25 protein-coding genes are annotated in these 25,234 nt (G+C 67.2%); 15 read left to right on the forward strand and 10 right to left on the reverse strand.

Annotated features, from left to right (window positions below; translation table 11 throughout):
* Positions 1 to 85 precede the first annotated feature (85 nt).
* The 4 genes from FGL25_RS04125 (at position 86) to FGL25_RS04140 (ending at position 5,224) form a co-directional block, all read left to right on the forward strand.
* On the forward strand, positions 86 to 1,888 hold the full coding sequence (locus tag FGL25_RS04125; protein WP_003165706.1) for an autotransporter domain-containing esterase: 1,803 nt from the start codon (positions 86 to 88) through the stop codon (positions 1,886 to 1,888).
* Positions 1,889 to 2,083: 195 nt separating this feature from the next.
* The gene (locus FGL25_RS04130; protein WP_138141035.1) at positions 2,084 to 2,710 is read left to right on the forward strand and encodes a M23 family metallopeptidase; all 627 of its coding nucleotides are present in this window, start codon (positions 2,084 to 2,086) and stop codon (positions 2,708 to 2,710) included.
* A 109-nt stretch (positions 2,711 to 2,819) separates the two neighbouring features.
* Positions 2,820 to 3,782, forward strand: coding sequence for an ABC transporter ATP-binding protein (locus FGL25_RS04135; RefSeq protein WP_138141036.1), 963 nt, complete (start codon positions 2,820 to 2,822; stop codon positions 3,780 to 3,782).
* Entirely contained in the window at positions 3,782 to 5,224 is a 1,443-nt protein-coding gene (locus FGL25_RS04140) for an ABC transporter permease (RefSeq protein ID WP_138141037.1), read from the forward strand. The genes FGL25_RS04135 and FGL25_RS04140 overlap by 1 nt, the downstream gene beginning before the upstream one ends.
* A gap of 134 nt (positions 5,225 to 5,358) precedes the next feature.
* On the opposite strand, the gene rpsU is transcribed toward FGL25_RS04140, so the two are convergent.
* Positions 5,359 to 5,592: a 30S ribosomal protein S21 gene (gene rpsU / locus FGL25_RS04145; protein ID WP_087139870.1), complete on the reverse strand. Its 234-nt coding sequence runs from the start codon at positions 5,590 to 5,592 to the stop codon at positions 5,359 to 5,361.
* A 190-nt stretch (positions 5,593 to 5,782) separates the two neighbouring features.
* On the opposite strand from rpsU, the gene FGL25_RS04150 reads away from it, so the two are divergent.
* On the forward strand, positions 5,783 to 6,448 hold the full coding sequence (locus tag FGL25_RS04150; RefSeq protein ID WP_138141038.1) for a COQ9 family protein: 666 nt from the start codon (positions 5,783 to 5,785) through the stop codon (positions 6,446 to 6,448).
* 114 nt (positions 6,449 to 6,562) lie between these two features.
* A complete protein-coding gene (locus tag FGL25_RS04155) occupies positions 6,563 to 6,916 on the forward strand; it encodes an endonuclease domain-containing protein (protein WP_138141039.1) in 354 nt (117 codons plus the stop codon).
* A 93-nt stretch (positions 6,917 to 7,009) separates the two neighbouring features.
* Here FGL25_RS04155 and FGL25_RS04160 read toward each other — a convergent pair whose 3' ends face one another.
* Positions 7,010 to 8,083 carry a 5-(carboxyamino)imidazole ribonucleotide synthase gene (locus FGL25_RS04160; protein WP_138141040.1) on the reverse strand — a complete coding sequence of 358 codons (1,074 nt, stop codon included), beginning with the start codon at positions 8,081 to 8,083 and terminating at the stop codon, positions 7,010 to 7,012.
* The gene (gene purE / locus FGL25_RS04165; RefSeq protein ID WP_138141041.1) at positions 8,083 to 8,589 is read right to left on the reverse strand and encodes a 5-(carboxyamino)imidazole ribonucleotide mutase; all 507 of its coding nucleotides are present in this window, start codon (positions 8,587 to 8,589) and stop codon (positions 8,083 to 8,085) included. Before purE ends, FGL25_RS04160 begins: the two co-directional genes overlap by 1 nt.
* A gap of 127 nt (positions 8,590 to 8,716) precedes the next feature.
* On the opposite strand from purE, the gene FGL25_RS04170 reads away from it, so the two are divergent.
* Entirely contained in the window at positions 8,717 to 9,319 is a 603-nt protein-coding gene (locus tag FGL25_RS04170; protein WP_138141042.1) for a GGDEF domain-containing protein, read from the forward strand.
* 45 nt (positions 9,320 to 9,364) lie between these two features.
* On the opposite strand, the gene FGL25_RS04175 is transcribed toward FGL25_RS04170, so the two are convergent.
* Positions 9,365 to 10,765 (reverse strand): amino acid permease, encoded by a 1,401-nt coding sequence (locus FGL25_RS04175; protein WP_088410064.1) that lies wholly within the window; start codon positions 10,763 to 10,765, stop codon positions 9,365 to 9,367.
* A 403-nt stretch (positions 10,766 to 11,168) separates the two neighbouring features.
* Between FGL25_RS04175 and FGL25_RS04180 the strand changes: the two genes are divergently transcribed.
* The 4 genes from FGL25_RS04180 (at position 11,169) to FGL25_RS04195 (ending at position 18,337) form a co-directional block, all read left to right on the forward strand.
* On the forward strand, positions 11,169 to 12,830 hold the full coding sequence (locus FGL25_RS04180; protein WP_252970012.1) for an amidohydrolase family protein: 1,662 nt from the start codon (positions 11,169 to 11,171) through the stop codon (positions 12,828 to 12,830).
* 77 nt (positions 12,831 to 12,907) lie between these two features.
* A complete protein-coding gene (locus FGL25_RS04185) occupies positions 12,908 to 15,862 on the forward strand; it encodes a TonB-dependent receptor domain-containing protein (protein WP_138141043.1) in 2,955 nt (984 codons plus the stop codon).
* 89 nt (positions 15,863 to 15,951) lie between these two features.
* Complete coding sequence (locus FGL25_RS04190) at positions 15,952 to 17,748, forward strand: DUF885 domain-containing protein (RefSeq protein ID WP_138141044.1); 1,797 nt, start codon at positions 15,952 to 15,954, stop codon at positions 17,746 to 17,748.
* 115 nt (positions 17,749 to 17,863) lie between these two features.
* Positions 17,864 to 18,337: an Lrp/AsnC ligand binding domain-containing protein gene (locus FGL25_RS04195; protein ID WP_003165692.1), complete on the forward strand. Its 474-nt coding sequence runs from the start codon at positions 17,864 to 17,866 to the stop codon at positions 18,335 to 18,337.
* 46 nt (positions 18,338 to 18,383) lie between these two features.
* Here FGL25_RS04195 and FGL25_RS04200 read toward each other — a convergent pair whose 3' ends face one another.
* Genes FGL25_RS04200 through FGL25_RS04210 form a run of 3 tightly spaced genes read right to left on the reverse strand, consistent with a single transcriptional unit; the run spans position 18,384 to position 19,732 of the window.
* Complete coding sequence (locus FGL25_RS04200) at positions 18,384 to 18,608, reverse strand: YdcH family protein (RefSeq protein ID WP_046653338.1); 225 nt, start codon at positions 18,606 to 18,608, stop codon at positions 18,384 to 18,386.
* 39 nt (positions 18,609 to 18,647) lie between these two features.
* Entirely contained in the window at positions 18,648 to 19,118 is a 471-nt protein-coding gene (locus FGL25_RS04205) for a TIGR02444 family protein (protein WP_138141045.1), read from the reverse strand.
* Entirely contained in the window at positions 19,115 to 19,732 is a 618-nt protein-coding gene (locus FGL25_RS04210) for a UbiX family flavin prenyltransferase (protein WP_354702785.1), read from the reverse strand. Before FGL25_RS04210 ends, FGL25_RS04205 begins: the two co-directional genes overlap by 4 nt.
* 114 nt (positions 19,733 to 19,846) lie before the next feature.
* Between FGL25_RS04210 and FGL25_RS04215 the strand changes: the two genes are divergently transcribed.
* On the forward strand, positions 19,847 to 20,020 hold the full coding sequence (locus tag FGL25_RS04215) for a YdcH family protein (protein WP_081461894.1): 174 nt from the start codon (positions 19,847 to 19,849) through the stop codon (positions 20,018 to 20,020).
* Between the two features lie 78 nt (positions 20,021 to 20,098).
* On the opposite strand, the gene FGL25_RS04220 is transcribed toward FGL25_RS04215, so the two are convergent.
* Complete coding sequence (locus FGL25_RS04220; protein ID WP_088410059.1) at positions 20,099 to 20,764, reverse strand: DUF1013 domain-containing protein; 666 nt, start codon at positions 20,762 to 20,764, stop codon at positions 20,099 to 20,101.
* A gap of 216 nt (positions 20,765 to 20,980) precedes the next feature.
* Here FGL25_RS04220 and FGL25_RS04225 point away from each other — a divergent pair, with 216 nt between their 5' ends.
* Positions 20,981 to 21,643, forward strand: coding sequence for a beta/gamma crystallin-related protein (locus FGL25_RS04225; protein WP_040345832.1), 663 nt, complete (start codon positions 20,981 to 20,983; stop codon positions 21,641 to 21,643).
* Between the two features lie 55 nt (positions 21,644 to 21,698).
* Here the strand turns inward: FGL25_RS04225 and FGL25_RS04230 are convergent, their stop codons facing one another.
* Positions 21,699 to 22,670, reverse strand: a complete 972-nt coding sequence (locus tag FGL25_RS04230; RefSeq protein WP_138142369.1) for an NAD(P)H-quinone oxidoreductase — start codon at positions 22,668 to 22,670, stop codon at positions 21,699 to 21,701.
* A 92-nt stretch (positions 22,671 to 22,762) separates the two neighbouring features.
* Between FGL25_RS04230 and FGL25_RS04235 the strand changes: the two genes are divergently transcribed.
* Together FGL25_RS04235 and rcdA are read left to right on the forward strand one after the other, a co-directional pair.
* Positions 22,763 to 22,966, forward strand: a complete 204-nt coding sequence (locus tag FGL25_RS04235; RefSeq protein WP_040345829.1) for a DUF1192 domain-containing protein — start codon at positions 22,763 to 22,765, stop codon at positions 22,964 to 22,966.
* Between the two features lie 106 nt (positions 22,967 to 23,072).
* A complete protein-coding gene (gene rcdA, locus FGL25_RS04240; RefSeq protein WP_040345826.1) occupies positions 23,073 to 23,579 on the forward strand; it encodes a protease adaptor protein RcdA in 507 nt (168 codons plus the stop codon).
* Between the two features lie 80 nt (positions 23,580 to 23,659).
* On the opposite strand, the gene FGL25_RS04245 is transcribed toward rcdA, so the two are convergent.
* The gene (locus tag FGL25_RS04245) at positions 23,660 to 25,177 is read right to left on the reverse strand and encodes a L,D-transpeptidase family protein (RefSeq protein WP_252970013.1); all 1,518 of its coding nucleotides are present in this window, start codon (positions 25,175 to 25,177) and stop codon (positions 23,660 to 23,662) included.
* Between the last annotated feature and the right edge of the window lie 57 nt (positions 25,178 to 25,234).

The raw sequence follows: 25,234 nt of genomic DNA on the forward strand, positions 1-25,234 counted from the left end.
CCGTCACGTCATCTTGCGTCCTGCGAAAAGCGGCGCAGAGTGGCGGAGAACGACCGCATACGGACGGTCGATGGGAGGGAAATCGATGTCTCGTCTTCTTCGCGGAGCGGCGTTGGCTGCTCTGAGCCTGGCCGCCGTATCCGCCGCCGGGGCCGCCTCGGCCCAGAGCTACAACCGTCTGGTGGTGTTCGGCGACAGCCTGTCGGACAACGGCAACCTGTATCTGGCGACGGGCGGAACCACGCCGACCTCGCCGCCCTATGGCGCGGGGCGATTCTCCAACGGGCCGGTGTTCACCGAGCGGCTGGGCTTCACCGCCGCCAACTTCATGGGGCCGGTGACGGGCAGCATCAACTACGCCTTCGGCGGAGCGCGCACCGATAGCCAGGCCCAGCCGCTGGGGATGCGGCTGCAACTGGGTCAGTATCTGCAACGCGGCGGCAAGTTCGGCGCGAACGATCTGGTCAGCGTGCTGGGCGGAGCGAACAACATCTTCCAGGGTCTCCCGGCGGCGGGGGCTTCGCCCAACCCGACCGGCTCCATCGCCCCTGTGGCGCAGAGCGCGGCGGCGGACATCAACTTCATCGTCAACGGCATCGCCGAAGCCGGGGCGGGGACCGTGCTGGTCACCAACCTGCCCAAGCTGAGTCTGACGCCGCAGTTCAGAGGCACGCCCGCCGCGCCGCTGGCCGACTACGCCGTCACGACGTTCAACGGGGCCCTGCTGACCGGGCTGAACACGACGGCGGCGGCGCGGCCGGGGACGAACATCATCCTGATGGACCTGTTCAAGGTCGGGGACGTGATTTCGGCCAACCCCAGCGCCTTCGGCGTGTCGAACGTGACCCAGGCCTGCTTCAACGGCGTGACGCTGTGCGCGAACCCGGACGATTACTTCTATTTCGACGGGGTTCACCCGACGGCGAAGGGCCATGCGGTGATCGCGCGTCTGGCGAACGACTACCTTTACTACGGCGATCTGGGCAGCCAGACGGCGTTGCTGGGCGAGACAGCGTGGCGGCACCGCGAGGACGCGCTGGACGGCTCGACCGCCGCCCTGTCGGGGCGTGAGGCGTGGACGGGCGGAACCTCGATCTCGGTCGAGGGGCTGGCCGACAAGACCGAGACGGATGCGCGCGGCGCCATCGGCAAGGCGACTTCCGACGGCTATGGCGTGCGCATCGCGCTGGAAAGCGGGACGGAAAGCCTGCGCTTCGGCCTGGCCGGCTCCTATCGCAACGCGGACGTGGATGCGGGCGCCCTGCGCGCCGACGTCGACAGCTTCGGGCTGGACGTCTACGGCGGCTGGCGCTCCGGTGATGTCTTCCTCAATGCGGCGGCGGGCGTGGCCCAGGACGACTTCAACGACGTCAACCGCCTGACCAGTCTGGCGCCGATCGTCCACAGCGGCTCGACGCGCGGCGTCTCGACCGGGGCGCGTCTGCAGGGCGGCATGTGGTTCGATCTGGGCGGCTTCGCCCTGTCGCCGCGCGCGGCGGTGGCCTGGATCAACGCCGACGTGGACGGATTCTATGAACAGGGTCCGGCGGCGCAATACGCCTATGCCGACCGTTCGGTGCAGGCGACGACGGCCGAGATCGCCCTGCGCGCCGAGGGCGGGACCGAGCGGATCCGCTTCTACGCCGAGGGCGGCTATCGCGACAGCCTGAGCGACGACAGCGACGCCGTGCGCACCGGCATCCTGGGCAATCCCGCCCAGGTTCTGGCCCGCGACGTGGATCTGCCGTTCGGGGGGCAGGTGCTGGCCGCCGCCGGGATCGAGGGCACTGTCATGGAGCGGCTGAAGGTGTCGATCGGCTACAAGGGCCGCTTCGGCGACCATGCCGACAGCCATATGGCGGCGGTGAAACTGAGCTTGCCGCTGTAGGTCTGGAAAACGAAGGTTTCCGAGGTGCGACCCCGTGTCGCCCTCGGAGCGCCCCATTCATGTCCCGGTGAAATTGCAAAAGACGGTCAATTCCGGCCGTCGGCGACTTTGAGTTTTCGCTGCCTGTGCGCGTGTTTCGCGCCTTTCTGACGGCTCCTCCGCGCTGACGATGCGCTCAAAATGAGTCGTTAGAGTATGCGTTTAGTTCCCCCGGCCGTGCGGCCGCATGTGATCCGTTTCGGTCAGACAGGCGCCCTGGCCGGTCTGGCGATCCTGGCGATGGCGGCCGCCCCTGTCGGCATGATCGCCGCCTCGCCCGAGAAGGTCGTCGAGGTTTCGGCGCCCATCGCTCCGCCGGTGAAGGCGGTGGCGGAGCCTGCCGGTCCCATCACCCGCAAGATCGTCTTTGAAGCCCCGCTGAAGGGGTATCGCATCAATTCGCCCTTCGGCCTGCGCAAGTTGGCGATCGAGGCCAAGGCGCGGGCCCACAAGGGCGTGGACGTCGCCGCCCCGACCGGCGCCGGCGTCTTCGCCACGACCGAGGGCAAGGTGCTGCGCGCGGGTTATCAGGCGGGCGGCTACGGCAACTTCATCGAGCTGCAGCATCCCAACGGCATGACCAGCCTGTACGCCCACCTCAGCCGCATCGACGTTCACTCCGGCAAGACGGTGACGGCGGGCGAGCGCATCGGCCTGGTCGGCTCGACCGGCTATTCGACCGGCCCCCACCTGCATTTCGAGGTGCGTCGCAACGGCGGTCAGGTCGACCCAGCCAAGATCGTCGGCCAGAGCTTCGACATCCGGGTGAAGGCCCCGGTCTGACCCCATCAGACGGCGCGGCATCATGACCAAACCGTAATGTAAAATACCCTTTCCATTGCCTGCGCGCTGCCGTTAGATTCGATCCTTGGGCTTTTTGCAGGGGGACCGAATGGTCGCGGCGCTGACGCTGGATGGAATCAGTAAGAGATACGGAGGCTTCCAGGCGGTCTCCGACCTGAGCTTCCAGGTCGAGAAGGGCTCGATCTGCGGTTTCTTGGGCCCGAACGGGGCGGGCAAGACCTCGACGCTACGGATGATCCTGGGGCTGCAACCGGCCACCAGCGGCCGCATCGACATCTTGGGCGCGGACGACGGCCGCAAGGTGCGCGATCGGATCGGCTTTCTGCCCGAGGAGCGGGGTCTCTATAAAAAGATGACGCCGGTGGACGCCATCGCCTTCTTCGGCGGGCTGAAGGGCCTGCCCCTGCCCGAAGGCCGCCGTCGCGGCCGCGAGATGCTGGAGCAGATGGGTCTGGGCGAGGCCAGCAAGAAGAAGATGAAGGAGCTGTCCAAGGGGATGGCCCAGAAGGTCCAGCTGATCGCTTCAGTGGTGCATCAGCCGGAGTTCGTGATCCTGGACGAGCCGTTCTCGGGCCTCGATCCGATGAACCAGCAGGGACTGGAGGCCATGATCCGCGCTCTGGCCGACAACGGGGCGACGGTTCTGTTCTCGACCCACGTCATGCAGCACGCCGAGCGTCTGTGCGACAAGGTGGTGCTGCTGGCCCGCGGCCGTAAGGCGTTCGAGGGCACGGTGGATGAGGCGCGGGCGACTTCGCCACGCTTTCTGGAGCTGGAAGGGGCGCTGGATCGCAATGCGGTCGCCGCCCTGCCAGGCGTCGGCGGCATCGAGGTGCTGGCCGAGGACGGCCCCGTCAGCACCCTGCGCGTCGGCCTGACGCCGGGAGCGGAGGCGCAAAGCGCCCTGCGCGCCGCCTTCCTGGGCGGACTGGACGTGCGGCGGTTCCAGATGAAGGAGCCGACCCTGCACGACGCCTTCATCGCCCTGACCGGCGACCGCCCGGACGAAGATCAGTCCGTCTCCAAGACCGATAAAGCGGGAGCCGCCTGATGAACCGGATTCTTCTGATCGCGCGCCGCGAGTTCCTGGCCTACGCCAAGACGGTCGGCTTCTGGCTGTCGCTGCTGGCCTTTCCGCTGTTCGCCGTGCTGGGCGGGGCGATCCCCGCCTTGATGAACCACGCCGAGCCGGTGCGCGAGGCCGTCATCATTGACGAGACCCCGGCCGGGTCCGGTCTGGCCGCCGCCGTGCGTCAGGCGCTGGAGATGGAGCGCGGGCGCGCCGACATCGCCGCCCTGCGCATGGCCGCCGTGCCCGAAGCCGGGACGGCGGGCGGCGACCGCGTGCGCGAAGCCGCCGAGAAGGGCGGCTTCGACGCCGGGCTGGAGGCGTTGAAGAAGGAGGCGCCGCGCGCTGGGGCAAGCTTCAAGACGCCCAAGCGCGCGTTCGAACTGGTCGAGGCGCCCGCCGCCCTGACCGCCGCTGCGCCGGGCGAGGCGCGCGACGCTCTGGCCCGCCGCTATGTCGACAAGGACGCGCCCGAGGACGAAAAGCTGAACGCCGTCGTCTTCCTGACCGAGAAGGACGGCAAGCCGGGCGCCCGCGTCTGGACCGGACGCGCCACCGACGACGTGGTCGAGGACGCCGTCCGCGACGCCCTGAAGTCCGCCAACCGCAGCCGCGTCTTCGTCGCCAGCGGCATCGACCCGGCGGTGGTGTCGGATACGGAGATGTTCCGACCGGACGTCTCGGTCTTCTCGCCGCGCGCCGCGTCGGGGGGCGAGGTGTCGTTCCGTGACAAACTGCCGGTGATCGTCGGCCTGGCGGTCGGCTTCATCCTGTGGTCGCTGATCATGACCGGCGCCTCCATCCTGCTGAACAGCGTGATGGAGGAGAAGTCGAACAAGATCCTCGAGGTGCTGCTGTCCTCGGCTTCGGCGACCGAGATCCTGACGGGCAAGGTGCTGGGCGTGGCCCTGCTGACCCTGGCCGTGCTGGGAACCTGGGGCGGCATCGGCGCCGTCGGCCTGATGGCCGCCATGCCTGATGTGGCGCGGGACATCGGCTCGGTGCTGCTGGCCGACGGCCTGTTCGTCTACTTCCTGCTGTTCCTGGTCGGCGGCTATCTGATGTATGCGGTGCTGTTCGCCGCCATCGGCGCCTTCTGCGACACGCCGCGTGACGCCCAGACCCTGATGGGACCGATCATGATGGTGCTGATCGTGCCGATCCTGGTCATGCAGATGGCCATCCGCACCCCGGACGCCATGGTGGTGAAGGTCATCAGCCTGATCCCGCCCTTCACCCCCTTCGTCATGGCCGCGCGCGCGCCCAGCGGGCCGCCCCTGATCGAGATCATCGGCGGCCTGATCGGGATGTTCCTGTTCGCGGCTCTGATGGTCTGGGCGGCGGGGCGCGCCTTCCGCGCGGGCGCCCTGTCGGACGTGAAGCTGAGCTGGAAGAGCTTCATGGGCGCCGTGACGGGGCGATGAGGTCTAGGGGAGGGAGGCCTTGCCTCTCTCCCGTTCATCCCGGCGGAAGCCGGGGCCGTGAGCCGAAACAGACAAAGAAAAAGGCCGCCCCGGCGATCCGGGGCAGCCTTTGATCTTTCAGGCGTCAGCGGGTCTTAGCGACCGCGACCCTTCGGAGCCGGCAGCAGGCCTTCGCGCTGGGCGCGCTTGCGGGCCAGCTTGCGGGCGCGACGGACGGCTTCAGCCTTTTGGCGAGCGCGCTTTTCCGACGGCTTTTCAAAGTGCACGTGACGCTTCATTTCGCGGAAGCTGCCTTCGCGCTGCATCTTCTTCTTCAGGGCCTTGAGCGCCTGATCGACATTGTTGTCGCGGACGAAAATCTGAACCAGGGGTCTCTCTCCTTTGGCCGCCCGCCGCGTCCTTTCCAAGGGAGACGGGCAGACAAAACAAAACCACGCTCGAGAGGAAGGCCTCTCAAGTGAAGGCGCGCTGATACATGATCGGGGGGGGCGTGTCCAGATCGTCGCGCCTAATCGTGATGGGTCGAAACGCCCGCCGGATGGGCGTATCGTGCCGCCCATGACCGAGACAGCCGACACCGCTCCGAAAGGCGATTGGGCCGACCGCACAGAACAAGCCGTTCTGGATGCGGCCATAGAACGCGCGCCCGCGCTGGGCTGGAACGCGCGCCTGACGCGCGCCGCGTGCGAGGCCTGCGGCCTGTCGCTGGGCGACCAGGAATTGCTGCTGCCCAACGGCCCGCGCGATCTGGCGGTCCTGCTGTCGCGTCGCCATGACGCCCGCGCGCTGAAGGCGCTGGAAGCCACGCCCGCGTCCACGATGAAGATTCGCGAACGAATCGCCGCCGCCGTCTCGGCGCGAATGGAAGCGGGGGCGCAGGACATCGAGGCGGCCAAGCGCTGCGCCGGTTTCCTCAGCCTGCCGACCAACGTCGACCTGGGCTTCAAACTGGCGTGGGAGACGGCGGATCACCTGTGGCGCTGGGCCGGGGATACGGCGACGGACCAGAATCACTACTCCAAGCGAGCGATTCTGGGCGGCATCCTGATTCCCGCCTTGACCATGCGCTGGTTCGACGGGCGCGAGGCGGCGGAAGCCTTCGTCGCCCGCCGCATCGACAACGTCATGGCCTTCGAGAAGTGGAAGGCGGGCAAGGACTTCGACGCCCCGGTCCGCACGATCACGGATGTGCTGGGGCGGCTTAGATACGGCGCCAAGGCCTGATGACCCTCTCCCGATGGGAGAGGGCTTGAGCCTCCAAGAGCGCAGCGATTGGCAAGGCGAAAGGGTGAGGGTTCCCGGCTTGCCGTTGTCGTTCGCCGCTCGCATAGTCCCTTCATGGCATCCTCACGAACCGACCGTGCGCGTGGGCTGCGCCAGTCTGCCGGGCGCGCGGAGGAGCGTGTGTGGGCGGCTCTCCGCGGTGGAAGGATCGAAGGCCACAAGTTTCGTCGCCAGCATCCTGTCGGGCCGTATTTTGCGGACTTCGCCTGCGACCGGCTGCGTCTGATCATCGAGATCGACGGCGGGGTGCATCAGTTGGACGACGTGGCGGCGCGTGATGTTCAGCGGCAGCAGGCGCTTGAGGCGCTGGGCTGGACCGTGATCCGGGTGACGAACGATCAGGTCTTTGAGGCGCCGGAGTTCTTGGTTGAAGCGGTGAAGGCGTACGCGCGGCGCATGAACGGCTGATCGCCAACCCTCACCCTTTCGCCTTGACCAATCGCTTTGCTCTTGGAGGCTCAAGCCCTCTCCCATTGGGAGAGGGAAGGCGGTGAAAAGGTGTCAGAGGATGCGGTTGATGTGCGCCATCTTGCGCCCCGGCCGGGCGTCGTGCTTGCCGTAGAGGTGCAGGCGGGCGTCGGGTTGGGCGGCCAGGGCGCGCCAGTCCTCGACCTCGGCGCCCAGCAGATTGGTCATCTCGATGCGGGCGTGGGCCTGTGTGGGGCCCAGGGGCCAGCCGACGACGGCGCGGACGTGCTGCTCGAACTGGTCGCAGACGCAGCCGTCCTGGGTCCAGTGACCGGTGTTGTGGACGCGCGGGGCGACCTCGTTCACCAGCAGTTCGCCGTCGCCCATGTCGAACAGTTCGATGCCCATGACGCCGATGTAGTCGAGGCCGTCCAGCACCGCGGCGGCGATCTGTTCGGCGCGCGCCTGCGTGGCGGGATCGACGGCGGCGGGGGCGATGGTGGTCTTCAGCACCCCGTTCTTGTGGACGTTCTCGCCCAGGGGATAGACGGCGACCGCGCCGTCGTGGCCGCGGGCGGCGATGATCGACAACTCGCGCTGGAAGACGGCGGCGGCTTCCAGCACGGCGGGACGGCGGCCGATGGCGTCGAAGGCGGCCTCGGCCTCGGCGGCGTCGCGAATCCAGACCTGGCCCTTGCCGTCATAGCCCTCGCGTCGGGTCTTCAGCAGGGCGGGCAGGCCTAGGCGTTCGATGGCGTTGGTGAGGTCATCCAGCGTCGTCACGGCGGCGAAGGCCACGGTCGGGGCGTCGACGGCGTTCAGATAGGTCTTCTCGTCCACCCGGTCCTGGCCGACGGCCAGGGCGGTCGGTCCCGGCGCGACCAGGGCGCCCGCTTCGGCCAGGGTCTCGACCGAGGCGGCGGGGACGTTCTCGAACTCGAAGGTGACGACGTCGCACAGACGGCCCAGCGCCTGGAGCGCGTCGGGGTCGTCATAGGGGGCGGTGATCTGGGCGCGCGAGACGCGGGCGGCCGGGCAGTCCGGCTGGGGATCGAGGATCACCACGTCGAAGCCCAGGCGCGAGGCGGCCTGGCTCAGCATCCGGCCCAACTGGCCCCCGCCGAGAATGCCGAGGGTCGATCCGGGGGGCAGGGGCAACTGGGGCATCAGTCCTCGACGGTTTCGGCGACGGATTCGGTCTGGGCGGCGCGGAAGGCCGATAGGCGCTCAGCGACGGACGTATCGGACAGGGCCAGGATCTGCGCCGCGAGAATCCCGGCGTTCGCGGCGCCCGCCTCGCCGATCGCCAGCGTAGCGACGGGCACGCCGCCGGGCATCTGGACGATCGACAGCAGGGAATCGAGGCCCTTCAGCGCCTTGGACTGGACCGGCACGCCCAGCACCGGCAGGTCGGTCATGGAGGCGGCCATGCCCGGCAGGTGGGCCGCGCCCCCGGCGCCCGCGATAATGACCTTGAAGCCCTTGTCCTTGGCCATGGTGGCGAAGTCATAGAGGCGCTGGGGCGTGCGGTGGGCGCTGACGACCTTGGCCTCCCAGGCGACGCCCAGCTGATCCAGACGGTCGGCGGCCAACTTCATCGTGGGCCAGTCGGAGCGGCTGCCCATGATGATGGCGACAGGAGGCGTCGTGGCCGGCGGCGTGGAGGCGGTCATGCGCAAAGGCTCCCCAAGCGGAAAGCGGCCCGTTACAGCACCCGCGTTGCGCCCGCAACCGAGGACGCTAGACTCTGGTGCGTCGCGGGCCTTTGAGTCGGCCGGAAAAGCGACGCCGGAGCCCGCCTTGAATCCACTGGCCGATCAGACCATCGCTCCGGTTTCGGAAGACGAACTGCACGCCGAGCTCGCGCGCCTGCGCGCCGAAGTGGCGGGGCTGATTCAGCGAGCAGAACGGGCCGAGGCCCTGGCGGATCATGACGTGCTGACGCCCGCGCTGAACCGGCGCGGCTTCATGACGGTGCTGGCGCGCAACCTGGCCTATTGCCGCCGTCACGGGGTCGAGGCGGCGCTGCTGTATCTCGACCTGGACGGGTTCAAGGGCATCAACGACGGCCTGGGCCATGCGGCGGGCGACGCGGCGCTGATCGCCGTGGCCGAGCTGTTGCTGGCGAACGTGCGCGAATCCGACGCCGTGGGCCGCATGGGCGGGGACGAGTTCACCGTGTTGCTGATGAACGCCGGCGCCGAGGAAGGGCGCGAGAAGGCGCGGCGGCTGAGCGAGGCGCTGCAGAGCGAAGGCTTCATCTGGGATGAGACGCGGTTGGCGCTGGGCGGTTCGTTCGGCGTGCGGGCCTATGCTGAACAGGCCGACGCGGAGGTCTGGCTGTCCGAGGCGGATGCAGCCATGTGGCTGCGCAAGAAGGCGCGGCCGGAGGCGACGCGCTGACGAATTGAAAAGGGCGCCGAGGTCAGCCTCGGCGCCCTTCTTTTCTTAGCCGTTCAGCAGGCTGTTACGGCGGCTGTACAGCAGATAGACCGCCACCCCGATCACGTTCCAGATGACGAAGTTGATCTGGGTCGAGGCGGGCAGGCTGAAGAACAGGTAGACGCAACCCGCGATGGCCACCGGGCCGACCAGCCACCACACCGGAGCACGGAAGACGCGCGGACGGCCCGGCTCGCGACGACGCAGCACGATCAGGCACAGGCCGACCGAGGCGAAGGCCACCAGCGTTCCGGCGTTGGCCAGGGCGGCCAGGTCGCCCAGCGGAATGAAGCCGGCGATGATCGCCATCAGGACGGCCGTACCCGCCGTCACGCGCACCGGCCCGCCCGAACGCTCGGACACATGGGCCAGGCTGCGCGGCAGCAGGCCGTCGCGCGCCATGACAAAGAAGATGCGGCTCTGGCCGAACATGAAGGCCAGGATGACGGTGGGCAGGGCGACGACCGCCGCGCCCGCGATCAGCGTGGCCCACAGGTCCGATCCGACGGTGCGGATGATGTGGGACAGGGGTTCGGGCGACTTCATGAAGTCGGTGAAGGGCATGGCGCCCAGGGCGGCGATGGCCACGGCCATGTAGATGACGACGCAGGCCACCATCGAACCGATGATGCCGATGGTCAGGTCGCGGGCGGGGTTGCGGGTCTCTTCGGCCGCGGTGGCCACGGCGTCGAAGCCGTAGAAGGCGAAGAAGATGATGGCCGCCGCCGCCATGACGCCCATCTCGGCGCCGATGCCGTGCGAGAACCCGTAGGGCATGAAGGGCTTGAGGTTGGCCGGATTGAAGTGGGGCAGGGCGATCGCCACGAAGGCGATCAGGGCGGCGATCTTGACCACCACCAGCACGGCGTTGATCGAGGCGCTTTCCTTGGTGCCAGCGACCAGCAGGCCCGCCACGGCGGCGACGATGATGACGGCGGGCAGGTTGACGATCCCGCCCTGCGACGGGGCCGAGGTCAGCATGGCGGGCAGGCCCATGCCGATGCCCTCCATCATGCCCGAGAAATAACCCGCCCAGCCCACGGCCACGGCCGAACAGACGACGGTGTACTCTAGGATCAGGCTCCAGCCGACCATCCAGGCCGCGCCCTCGCCCAGGGTGGTGTAGGAATAGGTGTAGGCCGAGCCCGACTCCGGAATCATGGTCGCCAGCTCGGCGTAGGCTAGGGCGGCGCAGACGCAGACGATTCCGGCGATGACGAAGGCCAGCATGACCGCCGGTCCGGCCCGTTCGGCCCCCACGCCGATCAGGGTGTAGATGCCGGTGCCGACAATGGCGCCGACGCCCAGGGCGACCAGATGCGGCCAGGACAGGGTGGGTTTCAGCCCATGAGCCTTGGGCGGCCCTCCCAGCGCAGGCAGAGCCTTGCGGCGTGTCATGAAACTCATGCGTCTTCCCCCAGACGGTTCTTGGCGGCGGATGTGAAAATATTCGGAATAACGGTGTTTTTCCGTAGTATTCTCGGCAAAGGCTTGGGGTGGCCAAGCTATGCCGCAACAGAAAAAACGACCCTGAAAGGCCGCTTCATATCCTGATCATTGGATCATAAATTCAGATTTGCCGCAGAAACAACGTTTCGATCCTGCATTTGGCCTGAAAAAGCGCATTTCGAAGATGGCTCAGTTTTTCGACGATCGTGTGAATTTTATTTCGTCGTACCGGCAATATCCGAAGCTCATGCTTCCTCCGGGGTGCTAGCGATTCAAGGACCGGTCAAACGCCGGACAAGCGCTTGCAGGGGCTTCGGCCCCCAATCTTGGGAGGGATTGCAGCTTGCGGACGACGCTAGGGGTGAAGGCTGTCCTTATGGGGGCGGGGGCTGTCTGCGCGGCGGCGCTGTTGTTGGCGACGGGGGCGCCGAGCACGGCTGTGGCCCAGGCGCAGGCCCAGAGCCAGGCTCAGGCGGCTCAGGCGCGCGCCACGCTCAATCCGGCGCCGCCGCGCCGCGCCGATGAGGGTTTCGGTCCCTATCCGTTGATGGTGGTGCGCGGCGCCATGCTGATCGACGGCACGGGCGCGCCGCCCATGGGGCCGGTCGATATCGTCATCGAGAACGACAAGATCACGGACATCATTCAGGCCGGCTGGCCCGGCCTGCCCGAGCGTGAGGGCCGCCCGCCGCTGAACGCGGCGCATGAGATCGATGCGCGCGGCATGTACGTCATGCCCGGCTTCGTCGACGCCCACGCCCACGGCGGCAGCCCGCAGAAGGCGCCGGACCTGGAGTATGTCTACAAGCTGTGGCTGGCCCACGGCGTGACCACTGTGCGCGGCGTCAGCCTGGCGCCGCATGACATCGCCGTGTCGGAGAAGGCCCGTTCGGCGCGCGGCGAGATCGTCGCCCCGCGCATCTTCAACTATCAGACTATCGGCTCAGGCTGGTCGCGCGGCCGCATCCGCAATCCCGAGATGGCGCGGGAATGGGTGCGCTGGGGCGCGGCCAACGGGGTGGACGGCATCAAATTCTTCCTGCGCGGCGACGAGACGCCCGAGGTGGTCCTGGCCGCCATCGACGAGGCCAAGAAGAACCACATGGGCACGGTGGCCCACATCGCCCAGCCGGGCGTGGCCCAGTTGAACGCCGAACAGTTGGCGGCGGCGGGCCTGGGGAGCATCACCCACTTTTACGGCCACTTCGAGTCGCTGCTGGGCGGGCGGACGATTCAGGACTATCCGACCGACTACAACTTCTACGACGAGCAGAAGCGCTTCGGCGAAGCGGCCGAGATCTGGGACGAGGTCGAGCCGGGTTCGGCGCAATGGTACGCCTATCTGGAGGCGCAGAAGAAGGCGGGCGTCGTCTTCGATCCGACGATGACCATTTATGCGGCGTCGCGCGATCTGATGCGGGCGCGCAACGCGCCCTGGCACCAGACCTATACGCTTCCGGCGCTGGCGGACTATTTCCAGTCCACGCGCGACAATCACGGCAGCTACTTCTTCGACTGGACGACTTCGAACGAGGTGGCGTGGCGCCGCTTCTACGAGCGGTTCATGCGGCTGGTGAACGACTACAAGAAGGTCGGCGGCCGGGTGACGGTGGGATCGGACTCCGGCTTCATCTGGAAGCTGTACGGCTTCGGCTACATCGAGGAGCTGGAGCTGCTGCAGGAGGCGGGCTTCCACCCGCTGGAGATCGTGCGCGCCGCGACGATGGACGGGGCGACGACCCTGGCCGAGCCGACCGGCAAGGCGCCGACCTTCGGTATCGTGCGGCCGGGCATGAGCGCGGATCTGGTCATCACGACCGAGAATCCGCTGGCGAATTTCAAGACCTTGTACGGCACCGGACATGAGCGCCTGAGCCCCGAGAACCGCATCGAGACGGTCGGCGGGGTGCGTTGGACGGTGGCGCGCGGGGTCGCCTACGACGCGCCGGCTCTGCTGGCCGACGTCAAGGCGATGGTCGATCGGCAAAAAGCCGAACGAGGGGAGGCGCAAGGAGGGCGCTGATCCAAAACAGCGACGCAGGCGATGCCGAATGGGGACGGCCCGCCTGGGTTTCAGATCAAAAAACGAGGGGTGATCGAATGAGACTGTCTGCGTATCTGAAGACCGGCACGATAATCGCCGGTCTGGCCGTCACGGCCGCCGCCGCCGCCCAGCCTGCCTGGGCCCAATCCGAAACGCCTGCCGCCGAGCCGGAAGCCAGCGCTGTCGCCGACATCGTCGTGACGGGCTCGCGTATCCGCCGCCCGAACGTCGAGGCCGCGACGCCGGTCAACGTCGTCGACGCCCAGGAGATCGAGAACACTGGCGTCACCAACCTGATCGACGCCATGTCGCGTCAGCCGCAGGTCGGCCTGGGCGCCTCGGCCTCCAGCACCACCAACACCGTCGCCGGCCAGGGGCTGGCCACGCTGAACCTGCGTAATCTGGGGGCCAGCCGCACCCTGGTGCTGGTCAACGGCCGCCGCCATGTCGCCGGCACGGCGGGCACCAGCGCGGTGGACGTGAACTCCATCTCCAAGACGACGATCGCACGCATCGACACGGTGACGGGCGGTTCGTCGGCGGTCTATGGCGCGGACGCCGTGGCCGGGGTGGTCAACTTCATCACCAAGCAGGACTTCGACGGCATCGCCGTTCAGACGCAGTACGGCTCGGCCGACGGTCCGAACACCTACTACGGCTCGGTCGCCGTGGGTCGGAACTTCAATGACGACCGGACCAACATCATGGGCGCTCTGACCTATGACAAGTCCGAGGGGCTGTTCCGCCACGAGCGCGACTACGCCATGAGCTCTCTGGCCGAGATTCCGAACCCGAACAAGAAGAGCGCCAACGACGGCCTGCCGTCCTTCATCATGGCGCGGGACGTCTACACCAACACCCAGAACGACTTCTTCACCCCGGTCATCGTCACGCCGATCGGCGCCAACAAGGCCTTCGCCCTGACCTTCACGCCGGACGGCAAGCTGGTCCCGTTCGACCGCGGCCAAATCCTGTACGACGGCGCCGGGCGCGAGCAGAAGCTGTCGATCGGCGGCGACGGCTTCAAGCTGCGCGACGACATGCTGCGCACCCCGGTCGAGCGTTTCGGCGGCGAGCTGCAGCTGCGCCACCAGTTCCAGCCCTCGGGCGACTTCATCAGCGAACTGAATCTGTTCGCCGAAGCCAAGTATTTCCATATGGAGGCCAGCAGCCAGGCGCGGAACGGCACCTTCGCCGACAGTTCGCCGGGCATGTCGACGGGCAACGCCTATCGTATCAAGGCGGATAACGCCTTCCTGCCTGATGAACTGAAGACCATGCTGGCGCAGGCCAATATGACGTTCTTCGACATCAGCCGGATCGACACCGACTTCGGCATCCGCACCACGCAAAGCGTCTACGACACCACGCGCTTCGTGACCGGGGTGGACGGCGCCTTCAGCAACGGCTGGCGGTTCGAGGCCTACGTCAACTACGGCCAGACCGAGTCGGAGTTCACCAACTTCGACCGTTTGCAGAAGGAGTTTTATGAATCGATCGACGCCTGGCGCGATCCGTCGACGAACCAGATCGTCTGCCGCAGCGCGGATGCGCGGGCGCGGGGTTGCCAGCCGCTGAACCTGTTCGGCGCCTATGTCGGCTCTCAGGAGGCGATCGACTATTCCTACATCTACACGGTTCGCAATGATCGCATCCGTCAGTGGAACGCGGTGGCCAGCGTCAACGGCGAGCTGTTCTCGTATCCGTCGCTGTTCAGCGGAACCAGCCTGCCGGTCGCCTTCGCGGCGGGCGTGGAATGGCGCAAGGAAGCCAGCCGCGCCGTGCCGGACATGCGTTCGCAGAAGGCGCTGATCTTCCAGAACACTCAGGCCAGAACCGAGGGCGCCTATGAGTCCAAGGAAATCTTCGGCGAGGTGAATCTGCCGCTGCTGGCCGACGTGCCCTTCATCCAGTATCTGGACCTCACGGCGGCCTATCGCTTCCAGGACTACACCACCACGGGCGGCGACAGCAGCTATGGCCTGGGCATGGAGTGGACAGTCGACCGCAACATCCGTTTCCGCGCCAACTACGCCAAGGCCGTGCGCGCGCCGAACATCAGCGAACTGTTCGACGGCGGCAGTGAAGGCTTCGCCCTGTTCGACGATCCCTGCGACGCGACGCGGTTGAACCTGGGCAACTATCCCGCCAACCGCAAGGCGAACTGCGCGGCCCTGGGCCTGGCGCCCGACTTCACCCAGTCGATCGCGACCAAGCCGTCCGTCAGCAAGGGCAACCCGGACCTGAACCCGGAAGAAGGCGAAACCCTGACCCTGGGCGTCGTCCTGACGCCGACCTTCCTGCCGGGCCTGGCGGTCACCATCGACCATTACGACATCAAGATCAGCGACGTCATCGCCTCGTTCGGCGCGCGCACGATCATCAACAACTGCGTCGACAGCCCGACCCTGGACAATCCGTTCTGCGGCAACGTCATGCGCGGCGCCGACGGCAACATCAGCCGGGTGATCAACCAGGTGATGAACGTCGCCGAGTACACCAACTCGGGTTGGGACGTGACGGCGTCCTACCGCACGGATCTGGAAGCCTTGGGTCTGCCGCCCTACGGCTCCCTGTCGTTCAACGTGGCGGCGGGCTTCCTGGACGAGCTGACCTATGATCCGGTGCCGGGCGACGCCAGCGTGCGCGACGAACAGGCCGGTGAGGCGCCCAATCCCAAGCGCCGGGTCAACTTCCGCGTGTCGTGGGACTATGACAAGCTGTCGCTGTCCTACGCCAACCGCTACCTGAGCAGCGTCGTGCGCAGCAATCAGGACTCTGTCGGCTCGTACGAAGTGTGGAAGGCTCCGTCGTGGCTGACCCACGACCTGCGCGCCGAGTATCGGTTCGATCGCTTCTCTGTCTTCGGCGGGGTGAACAACTTCACCGATGAAGCGCCGCCGCAGACGCCGTTCACCTGGACTGGAACGTCGTTATATAACGGCTTCAACGCCAGCATCTACAATAACCTTGGCCGTTACGTGTACATTGGCGTGAACGCCCAGTTCTAATCCAGAATGGGAAGCCGTCCGGTCTCGGGCGGCTTCTCACCTTGGAGACGCTGACAAGGCGTCTGTTTCTGTTTTTTGGGGGAAAGACGATGAAGACCCTGACCGCCTATAGCGCCATTGCAGTCGCCGTCGGCCTGCTGGCCTTCGCCGCCGCCCCGACGCCGACCCTGGCTCTTGCGCCCGACGCGGCGCCCGCCGCCGCTGCGCCTTCGGCTCTGGACGCCCAGTTCGAAGCCATCGCCGCCGAGGAGTGGGCCTGGCGCCAGAAGGAGCTGCCGGGCCGTAACGCCAAGCCCAGCACCCTGCCGGACGTCAGCGCCGCCACCCAGCAACGCCGGCTGGCCTACTGGACCGATGTTCAGCGTCGTCTGGACGCCATTTCTCCGGATCAGCTGTCGCCGAACCAGCGCACCAACTACGCCGTCTACAGGCACCAGATCGACAACTTCGTCGATGACGGCCGTCACCGCCTGTATGAGATGCCTTTCAACTCGGACAGCGCCTTCTGGTCGTCGCTGACGGGCATGGGCAATGCGACCTTCACCTCGGTCGAGGACTATGAGCGCTATCTGTCCCAGATACGGGACGTGCCGCGCTACTTCGACCAGCAGATCACCAATATGCGCGCCGGCCTGGCGCGCGGCTTCACCCAACCCAAGGCCTCGCTGGTCGGGCGGGACGTGTCGATCCTGGCGGTGACGGAGCCGACGGACGTCGCCCAGAACCCCTTTTACAAGCCCTTCCTGACCATGCCGGCGAACATTTCCGAGGCGGACAAGGCGCGTCTGCGCGCCGCCGCCGTTCAGGCGATCCAGCAGCAGGTCGTGCCGGCGCATCGCACTCTGCTGAGCTTCATCCGCGACGAATACATGCCGGGCGCGCGCGACACCCTGGGGGCCAACCGCCTGCCGGACGGCGACGACTTCTATCAGACGCAGATTCGCCAATACACCAGCGTCAACCTGACCCCTGACCAGATCCACGCCATCGGCCGCAGCGAGGTCGCGCGCATTCGCGCCGAGATGGAGACGGTGATGCGCAGCACCGGCTGGACCGGCACCTTCGCCGAGTTCCTCCACTTCCTGAAGACCGACCCGCAGTTCCACTATGACAAGCCCGAGCACCTGCTGTGGCACGGCGCCTGGGTCATCAAGAAGGTCGACGGCAAGATCGGTCAGTATTTCAATCTGAAGCCGCGCGACACCTTCAGCCTGATCCCCGTGCCGGACGCCATCGCGCCCTATTACACGGCCGGTCGAGGCGGCAATGGCGTCTGCCTGCTGAACACCTACGACCTGCCGTCGCGACCGCGCTACAACATCCCGGCGCTGACGGTGCACGAGTGCAACCCCGGCCACGCCTGGCAGGGCAATCTGCGACGCGAACATCCGCCCATGCCCGACTATCGCGCCCAGACCTATATCTCGGCCTTCGGCGAGGGCTGGGCCCTGTATACGGAGAAGCTGGCCGTCGAGATGGGCGTCTATGAAGACGCCTATGAGGACTTCGGCCGCCTGACCTATGAGATGTGGCGCGCGGCGCGCCTGGTGATCGACACCGGCGTGCACTCGCAGGGCTGGACGCGTGAACAGGCGGTGGCCTTCCTGAGCGAGAACACCGCCCTGTCCGACCATGAGGTCGGCACCGAGATCGATCGCTACATCACCTGGCCGGGGCAGGCTCTGTCCTACAAGCTGGGCGAGATCGAGATCGTGCGCCTGCGCCGGCTGGCCGAGGCGGAGCTGGGGGCCGATTTCGACATCAAGGCCTTCCACGATCACCTGCTGGCCATCGGCGTGGCCACCATCCCGGCCATGACCGCCGAGATGGAAGCCTTCATCGCTCAGAGCAAGCAAGCCGCCGCGGCGAAGCGATCGGGGCAATAGTCGACACCGGGCCGACGTCGGAGGGCGTCGGCCATCCGTCGCTGACAGACGCGTTGCAGATCGCCTGCGGCTTTGTCAGTGTCGGGAATCTGTAAAGCGTAAGGGGGGAGAGCGCATGAGCGCTGGGGAATACAAGCTGGACGACGCCGACCGCCGCATCCTGAGGGTGCTGCAGCAGGACGGACGGATCACCAATCAGGATCTGGCGGCCGCCTGCAACATGTCGGCGTCATCCTGTTTCGAGCGGGTGCGGCGACTGCGCGAGCGGGGGGTCATCACCGGCTACACCGCCCTCATTGATCCGAAGTTCGCCGAGCGTGAGCTGCTGATCTTCATCGAGGTGCTGCTGGACCGCACGACCTCGGACATCTTCGACCAGTTCGCCGAGCGCATCCGCCGCTCGCCCGAGGTGCTGGAGTGCCACATGGTGGCGGGCGGCTTCGACTATCTGGTCAAGGTGCGGATGAAGGATATGGCGGCCTACCGCATCTTCCTGGCCGACACCCTGATCGTCATGCCGGGCGTGCGCGAAACCCGCACCTACGCCGTGATGGAAGAGGTCAAGGACACCTCGGTCCTGCCGCTGTAGCGGGCACGACCTGGCTCTCCCTCCCTGCCGGAACAGGGAGGGCGATTCAGGCGATGATGTCGGGCAGGATCTGGTCTTGCAGCTTCACGATATCGTCGCGCAGGGCCAGTTTCTTGCGCTTCAGGCGGGCGATCATGAGTTGATCGGGCGCGGGCAGCAGGGCCAGGGCTTCGATGGAGGCGTCCAGGTCTGCGTGCTCCTGCAACAGCAGGGAGAGCTGCGCGCGCAGCTCCTTGTCTTCTTCGGACAGGTAAGGTTCGTCGTCGTTCATGATCAGGCCCCGGACCGGGGGATTATAGCTGAGCTGGCGTCAGGTCGGAAGCAGGTCGGACAGGGTTCTGAGCGCCGGACGCGGCACGACGCGATCCCACAGGCGCGCTGCATCGGCCATGGCGTCGACGGGCGGGCGAGGCGTTTCGGTCGGGGCGGGAGACAGGCCTTCGAGCCCGTTCAGCAGATGGTGCTCGGCGGCTAGTTCGGCGGCCTTCACCTGCTCGCGCACGGCCAGGCGGGCGTCCGTCTCAAGGTCCGGCACGGGCGTCTTCAGCGTGCGGCGTACGGCGCGCAGAGGGGCGATGGTGGTGGTCTGCCAGGCGCGGGCGGTGTCGCAGGCGGCCTCGATCGTCTCTTCGTCCGGGCGGCGGCCTGTGGCGGCGGTCCAGGCGGCCCACAGCAGCAGGGGGACGTTCTGTTCGTGATAGTCCTGCAGCGACAGGCAGGCTTCGGCGACGCCCGGCGCGGCGTAGGCGGCGCAGGCCCAGGTCCACAGATCGTCGCTCATGCTTCGGCTCCGCCCTTTAGTCCTTCCCAGCGGCGCACGGCCGACCAGTCCAGGCCGAAGACGTCCAGCGCCCGGCCGACCGACTGGTCGATCATCTGCCCCAGACTGTCGGGTTTGGCGTAGAAGGCGGGCAGGGGCGGGGCGATGACGGCGCCCATTTCGGCCAGGGCGGTCATGGTGCGCAGGTGGCCCAGGTGCAGCGGCGTCTCGCGCACCATCAGCACCAGGGGGCGGCGCTCCTTCAGAGTCACGTCGGCGGCGCGGGTCAGCAGGGTCGAGGTCACGCCGGTGGCGATCTCGCTCATGGTCCGCACCGAACAGGGGGCGACGATCATGCCGAGCGTGCGGAAGGAGCCGGATGAGATGGTGGCCCCGACATCGTTCAGCCGATGGACCACATCCGCCTTGGCCGTCAGGTCGTCAGGGCTGAGATCCGTCTCCTGCGACAAAGTAAGCAGGGCGGCGCGGGTGACGACCAGATGGCTCTCGACGCCCAATTCGCGCAGGGCGTCCAGCACGCGCGCACCATAGACGACGCCCGAAGCGCCTGAGATTCCAACGACTAGCCGAGGGGGCGCCGGCGCCCGAACGGTCGTGTTCACAACATCGGCCAAATTCGCCTCCAACCTGTCCGTGTCCGGAGCGGCGGGGGTCACTGCAATGTGATTCCACACCTCGCCGAACCGGGCGCTCAGTGTAGTGGTCCCTTAGACATGGAGGCGCAAGCCATGACCATCGAGGCTCGTATTCGCGAACTGGGTAATCGGCATCGGTCGCTGGATGAAACGATCCAGCAGGAGATGCGCCGCCCCACCGCGGACCCGACACACCTCAGGGAGCTGAAGCAGCGAAAGCTGCGACTTAAAGAAGAGATCAGTAGTCTGGAAGCCCGAACCCACTAGCGGGCCTAGCATCCGAAACGACGACGGCCCCGGAAGAGCGATCTTCCGGGGCCGTTTTGTATTTGTCGATCGGTTGGATCAGTCGCGCGAGCCGAACACCGATTCGGCCGTGGGTTCGGCGCCGAGGCCGTATTCTTCTTCGGCCTCTTCCAGGACGACTTCCGGCTCGGCCTCGGGCTCGATGGGTTGCAGGACGCCGTTCTTAGCGTCGTCTTTGGCCTTCTTGTCGGCGGCCTTGCGCACCACTTCGTCCAGTTGCAGCTGGCCGGTCAGGCCCAGCGTCACCGGATCGACCGGCTTGATATTGGCCGAGTTCCAGTGGGTGCGGTTGCGCACGCTCTCGATCGTGGCCTTGGTGGTGCCCAGCAGCTTGGCGATCTGGGCGTCGGTCACTTCGGGGTGGTTGCGGACGAACCACATGATGGCGTCCGGGCGATCCTGACGACGCGAGACCGGCGTGTATTTCGGACCCGACTTGGCGGGCTTCAGCAGTTCGGCGTGGCGGCTGACCACGGCCTTCATGCGGTAGTTTTCGTCGTTCTGGGCCTTGTCCAGCTCTTCGCGGGTCAGCTGGCCGTTGACGATGGGGTCGGCGCCGCGAATGTCGCGCGCCACGTCGCCGTCGGCGATGCCGCGCACCTCAAGCGGGTGCAGGCCGCAGAAGTCGGCGATCTGCTCAAACGAGAGCGAGGTGTTGTCCACCAGCCAGACCGCGGTGGCCTTGGGCATCAGGATGTCGGTCATGGGCATGGATCCCGGCGGTTGCGGCCCGAAAAACGGGCGTTTGAATCGACGGCGCCCGACCTTTTCGGCCGGGCGCGAGAAGGCCTTTATAGGTGATCTTGGCCCAAATGAAAACGTCGTCTGTCGTCTTCATACAGCGAAGGTTCATCTGTCGTGATGAACATTGGGGGCCAGAGCGCGTTGTGCGCCAAGAGAAACCTCGAAGGAGACCGTGTCATGAAGAAGTTCGTGATTGCAGCGGCAGGACTGGTCATGACGGCGGGCGGCTTTTCCGTCGTCAATGTGAGCACGGCGGAGGCGCAGGTGATGCAGCGCGGCGCGCCGCGCGGGTCGTATGCGCAGAGCTGCACTGGGTCGTATGTGAATCAGGGGCGCCTCTACGCCGATTGCCGTGACATGCGGGGCAATATGCGCGAGACCTCGATCGAGTTGGCGCGCTGCTCCAGCGAGGAGATCGTCAACCGCGACGGACGCCTGGTCTGCGGCCGCTTTCAGGGCGATTTCGAGAACGGCGGCCGCCCCGGCCGTCCGGGCGGCGGATGGGATGACGGGCGTCCAGGCCGCCCCGGCGGCGGTTGGGACGACGGTCGCCCCGGCAACGGCGGCTGGGGCCGATCCTCGATCACCGTCTATCGCGACTCTGATTATCGCGGCCAGTCGATGAGCTTCCGTGAGGAAGTCCCGAACCTGCGCAACATGGGCATGAACGACGCGATCAGCTCGATCCGCCTGTCGCGCGGCGCCTGGGAGGTCTGTGAAGACGCCTATTATCGCGGCCGTTGCGAGATCGTCAGCGGCGATATGCGCAACCTGGCCAATACGGGCATGAACGACCGGATTTCGTCGCTGCGTCCGGCGCGCGGCGGCGGTCGCTGGTAAACACCGGCCTGTCTGGAAACAAGGGCGGGAGGCTGCGGCCTCCCGCCCTTTTCTTTTAGGGCAGAAGCACGATCTTGCCGACGTGGGCGCCCGCCTCCAGATGGGCGTGGGCTGCGTCCGCTTCGGCCAGGGGGAAGGTCGCCTCGACCTGAGCGCGAACGGCGCCGGACGCGACCCAAGGCCAGACAGTGGCCTCGACGGCGGCGGCCAGGCGGGCCTTTTCGTCGGCCGGGCGGCTGCGCAGGGTCGAGCCGGTCAGGACAATCCGCTTCAGCATGATCCGCATCAGATCGATCTCGGCCTTGGCGCCGGTCAGGGTGGCGATCACCACCCAGCGCCCGCCGGGCTTCAGGGCGTTGAGGTTCAACTCGGCGTAGGCCGCGCCGACCATGTCCAGCACCACATCGGCGCCGCCCGCCTCCTGGATGGCGGCGGTCAGATCGTGTTCGGTCGCGTCCAGGCTGACGTCGGCGCCCAGGGCGCGGGCGGCCTCGGCTTTGGCGGCGCCGCGAGAGGTGGCGATGACTCGGGCGCCCGCCGCCTTGGCCATCTGTATGGCCATGACGCCGATGCCGCTGGTGGCGCCGTGGATCAGCAGGGTCTCGCCCGCCTTCAGCCCGCCGCCCTCGAAGACGTTGGCGAAGACGGTGAAGGCGGTCTCGGGCAGGGCGGCGGCCTGGGTGAAGTCGAGGCCGTCGGGGATCGGCAAGGCGTGGCGGGCGTCGACCACGGCGCATTCAGCGTATCCTCCGCCGCCCAGCAGGGCGCAGACCCGGTCGCCGACGGCCCAGCGCGCCACGCCATCGCCTACGGCGTCGACCTCGCCCGCGACCTCTAGTCCAAGAATGTCCGAAGCGCCCGGCGGGGGCGGATAGCGACCTTCGCGTTGGACGATGTCGGGACGGTTCACGCCCGCCGCACGTACGCGGATGCGGATTTCACCGGGGCCCGGAGCGGGCAGGGGGCGCGTGGTCAGGCGCAGGGCGTCGGCGGGGCCGCGTCCGTTCTCGATCTCTATGGCCTTCATGGTTGCGGGCACGGCGGCTCCCTTGGCTTGCATTCCGGATCAATGCGGCGTTCACATAGGGGTTCATGCTCGAAATGGCCAAGGAGGCGAGGATGAGTTTCGAAGATCTGGAGCCCCGGCCACAGCGCGGCGAGGCCATCGCCGCCCTGGGACGCGAAGACCTGGACCTCTACGCTGTGGACGAATTGCAGGAGCGGATCGCCGCCCTGGAGGCCGAGATCGCCCGATCCCGCGCGGCTATCGACGGCAAGTCCTCGCAGCGCAGCGCCGCCGACGCGCTGTTCAACTTCCGCTGATGAGCGGGCGGTTGGGGACGGTTTCGACGGCCCTCTCCCGCAGAATCAGCTTCCGTGGCATGACGATTGCACCCAGCGGATGCATGAGATGCATGGATAGACGCCCGTGACAGCCATCGAAGCCGATCTGACCCCGACGCGCCTCGCCGGCGCCGAAGTGCTGGACTTCGCACGCTCGGAGCTGTTCGAGCGCACCTTCCGCGAAGGCATGGAGCTGGTCGAGGAGACCGCCGCCTATCTGGACGGCGACGGACGCCAGGATTCGCGCCTGCTGTCGCGCGCGGCCGCCCTGTCCTATGCGGGCGAGAGCATGAAGCTGACGACGCGGCTGATGCAGATTGCGTCCTGGCTGCTGGTGCAGCGCGCCGTGCGGGAGCAGGACATGAGCGCCGAGGCGGCGGGCGACCCCCGCTATCGCCTCGCCGATCGCCGCATCGAAACGGAGCCGCGTCGCGGCGACCTGCCCATCGCCCTGATCGAATACGCGGTGCGGGCCGAGAAGCTCTACGACCGCGTCTTGCATCTGGACCGCCAGATGTACGTCGAGCCCGCCGAGGCGCCCGCCAATCCCGTCCTGAACCAGATGGACCTGCTGCGCGCCGCCTTCGGATAAGGCTTCTCCTCCCCATGCAACGAGAGGAGAGAGGTGGATGCCTTACGGCGTCACTTCATCCGGATCGATCGGGGCGTCGGCTATGACCTGGGCAGGTTGACGGCGATGCCCAGGGCGTCGGCCAGCTTGGCGTCGCGCTTGTAGACGTCCTCGCGGAAGGCGACGCGGCCCTGACCGTCGACGAAGGCGGTCCAGTACAGCAGGCGCACGCCGATGTTGCGGCCGGTGGTCACGCGCTTGGTCTCGCCGCTGGCCTGGGCCGCGTCGAACAGGGCCAGACGCTCGGGATCGGGCGACAGCAGCAGGCGAGCGAAGCCGATGGCGTCCTGCACCCGCACGCAGCCGTGGCTGCGCTGGCGCACCGACAGGTTGAAGGCGCCCCGCGCCGGGGTGTCGTGCAGGAAGATGGCGTAGCTGTCCTGCAGTTCGAACTTCACATTGCCCAGCGACGACTTCGGACCGGCTCGTTGCACCACCCAGCCGTCGGCGTTGACGTACATGTCGTTGGCGGCCAGGTAGCCGGGGCCCTTGGGCAGGATTTCACGGCGGGCGATGCCCATGGGCACTGTCCACGGCGGATTGGCCACGACCGAGGCGAAGGGCTTCTCCAGGCTGGGGGTCTGGTTGGCGGCCGTGCCGACGACCACGCGGTTGGAGTGAACCGGCTTGCCGTCCTTCCAGTAGACCATGATGGCGGCGGCGGTGTTGACCTCGATCCGCTCCGGATTCAGGTCGCGCTTCAGCCAGCGACGGCGCTCCAGGTTCAAGGCGATCTGGCGGGCGCGATCCTCGGCGGTGGCGGTCAGCGAGCGCTGGGTGGCGCCGCCGATGCGGCCGTCGGACCCCAGGCCGTGCCGGGTCTGGAAGCTGCGGACCGCCTGCTCCAATTCGGGGCCGTAGGCTAGGTTGCCCTTCAACCGTTCGGCGGCGGCGGCGCTCAGGTCGCCCTCGGCGGCCAGGCGGGCGGTCAGGGCCGGGATGCGCGGGTCGCTGGTTCCCGGCTCGATGGTGCCGCCGATACGGAAGGCGGGCCAGCCGCCCTGGCGGGCGATGCGGCGATAGCGGGCGTAACCGGCCGACAGATTGGTGTAGCCCAGGTCCGTCGGGGGCAGGGCGTCGAACCACTGGCTCAGCTTGTTGGCGGCCACGGCGTCGACCAGGCCGCGCGGCAGGTCCACGCTGTTCTTCTGCATCTCCCACAGCTCTTCGACCGTCTCGGGCCGGACGCGGCCCTCGGACAGAACCTTGGCGTAGGCCAGGGCGGCGGCGGTGGTGCGGATCTCGGCGGTCTCGCGGTCGGCGGCCAGGCCGACGAAGTCGAAGAAGTCCCCGGCAGGCAGGCCGTGACGTTCGGCGCCCTGGGCGACTTCCTGCAGGATGCGCAGGCGGTCGGCGGTCCAGATCGGCTTGCCGCCGGTCAGTTGATAGACGGCGCGGACGTCAGCCTGCTGGGCCGCGGGCAGGCGGCCGGCCTGGGCGTCGAAGCCGGCGATGAAGATTTGCGGGTCCGTGGTGCGCGTCTGGGCCAGCGCCCCGTTCGCGGCTGCCAGCGTCAGGCTCGTCGTGGCGACGCCAAGGCCCAATTCCCGTCGGTTCATCGTCTGTAACTCTTGTGGTCCGATATCGGCCCGGACCCAACGTCCACGCCCCGAGTA

This window comes from Brevundimonas vancanneytii, from assembly GCF_901421975.1.
In the GTDB taxonomy this organism is placed as follows: domain Bacteria; phylum Pseudomonadota; class Alphaproteobacteria; order Caulobacterales; family Caulobacteraceae; genus Brevundimonas; species Brevundimonas diminuta.

What these genes read in the sequence shown, in the direction of transcription:
- FGL25_RS04155 (WP_138141039.1), top strand. Translation starts at nt 6,563, where the DNA reads ATGGCATCCTCACGAACCGACCGTGCGCGTGGGCTGCGCCAGTCTGCC.
- FGL25_RS04195 (WP_003165692.1), top strand. Translation starts at nt 17,864, where the DNA reads ATGAGCGCTGGGGAATACAAGCTGGACGACGCCGACCGCCGCATCCTG.
- FGL25_RS04220 (WP_088410059.1), bottom strand. Translation starts at nt 20,764, where the DNA reads ATGACCGACATCCTGATGCCCAAGGCCACCGCGGTCTGGCTGGTGGAC.
- FGL25_RS04245 (WP_252970013.1), bottom strand. Translation starts at nt 25,177, where the DNA reads ATGAACCGACGGGAATTGGGCCTTGGCGTCGCCACGACGAGCCTGACG.
- FGL25_RS04175 (WP_088410064.1), bottom strand. Translation starts at nt 10,765, where the DNA reads ATGAGTTTCATGACACGCCGCAAGGCTCTGCCTGCGCTGGGAGGGCCG.
- FGL25_RS04135 (WP_138141036.1), top strand. Translation starts at nt 2,820, where the DNA reads ATGGTCGCGGCGCTGACGCTGGATGGAATCAGTAAGAGATACGGAGGC.
- FGL25_RS04230 (WP_138142369.1), bottom strand. Translation starts at nt 22,670, where the DNA reads ATGAAGGCCATAGAGATCGAGAACGGACGCGGCCCCGCCGACGCCCTG.
- FGL25_RS04190 (WP_138141044.1), top strand. Translation starts at nt 15,952, where the DNA reads ATGAAGACCCTGACCGCCTATAGCGCCATTGCAGTCGCCGTCGGCCTG.
- FGL25_RS04225 (WP_040345832.1), top strand. Translation starts at nt 20,981, where the DNA reads ATGAAGAAGTTCGTGATTGCAGCGGCAGGACTGGTCATGACGGCGGGC.
- FGL25_RS04140 (WP_138141037.1), top strand. Translation starts at nt 3,782, where the DNA reads ATGAACCGGATTCTTCTGATCGCGCGCCGCGAGTTCCTGGCCTACGCC.
- FGL25_RS04130 (WP_138141035.1), top strand. Translation starts at nt 2,084, where the DNA reads ATGCGTTTAGTTCCCCCGGCCGTGCGGCCGCATGTGATCCGTTTCGGT.
- purE (WP_138141041.1), bottom strand. Translation starts at nt 8,589, where the DNA reads ATGACCGCCTCCACGCCGCCGGCCACGACGCCTCCTGTCGCCATCATC.
- FGL25_RS04200 (WP_046653338.1), bottom strand. Translation starts at nt 18,608, where the DNA reads ATGAACGACGACGAACCTTACCTGTCCGAAGAAGACAAGGAGCTGCGC.
- FGL25_RS04185 (WP_138141043.1), top strand. Translation starts at nt 12,908, where the DNA reads ATGAGACTGTCTGCGTATCTGAAGACCGGCACGATAATCGCCGGTCTG.
- FGL25_RS04150 (WP_138141038.1), top strand. Translation starts at nt 5,783, where the DNA reads ATGACCGAGACAGCCGACACCGCTCCGAAAGGCGATTGGGCCGACCGC.
- FGL25_RS04235 (WP_040345829.1), top strand. Translation starts at nt 22,763, where the DNA reads ATGAGTTTCGAAGATCTGGAGCCCCGGCCACAGCGCGGCGAGGCCATC.
- FGL25_RS04160 (WP_138141040.1), bottom strand. Translation starts at nt 8,083, where the DNA reads ATGCCCCAGTTGCCCCTGCCCCCCGGATCGACCCTCGGCATTCTCGGC.
- FGL25_RS04215 (WP_081461894.1), top strand. Translation starts at nt 19,847, where the DNA reads ATGACCATCGAGGCTCGTATTCGCGAACTGGGTAATCGGCATCGGTCG.
- FGL25_RS04205 (WP_138141045.1), bottom strand. Translation starts at nt 19,118, where the DNA reads ATGAGCGACGATCTGTGGACCTGGGCCTGCGCCGCCTACGCCGCGCCG.
- FGL25_RS04125 (WP_003165706.1), top strand. Translation starts at nt 86, where the DNA reads ATGTCTCGTCTTCTTCGCGGAGCGGCGTTGGCTGCTCTGAGCCTGGCC.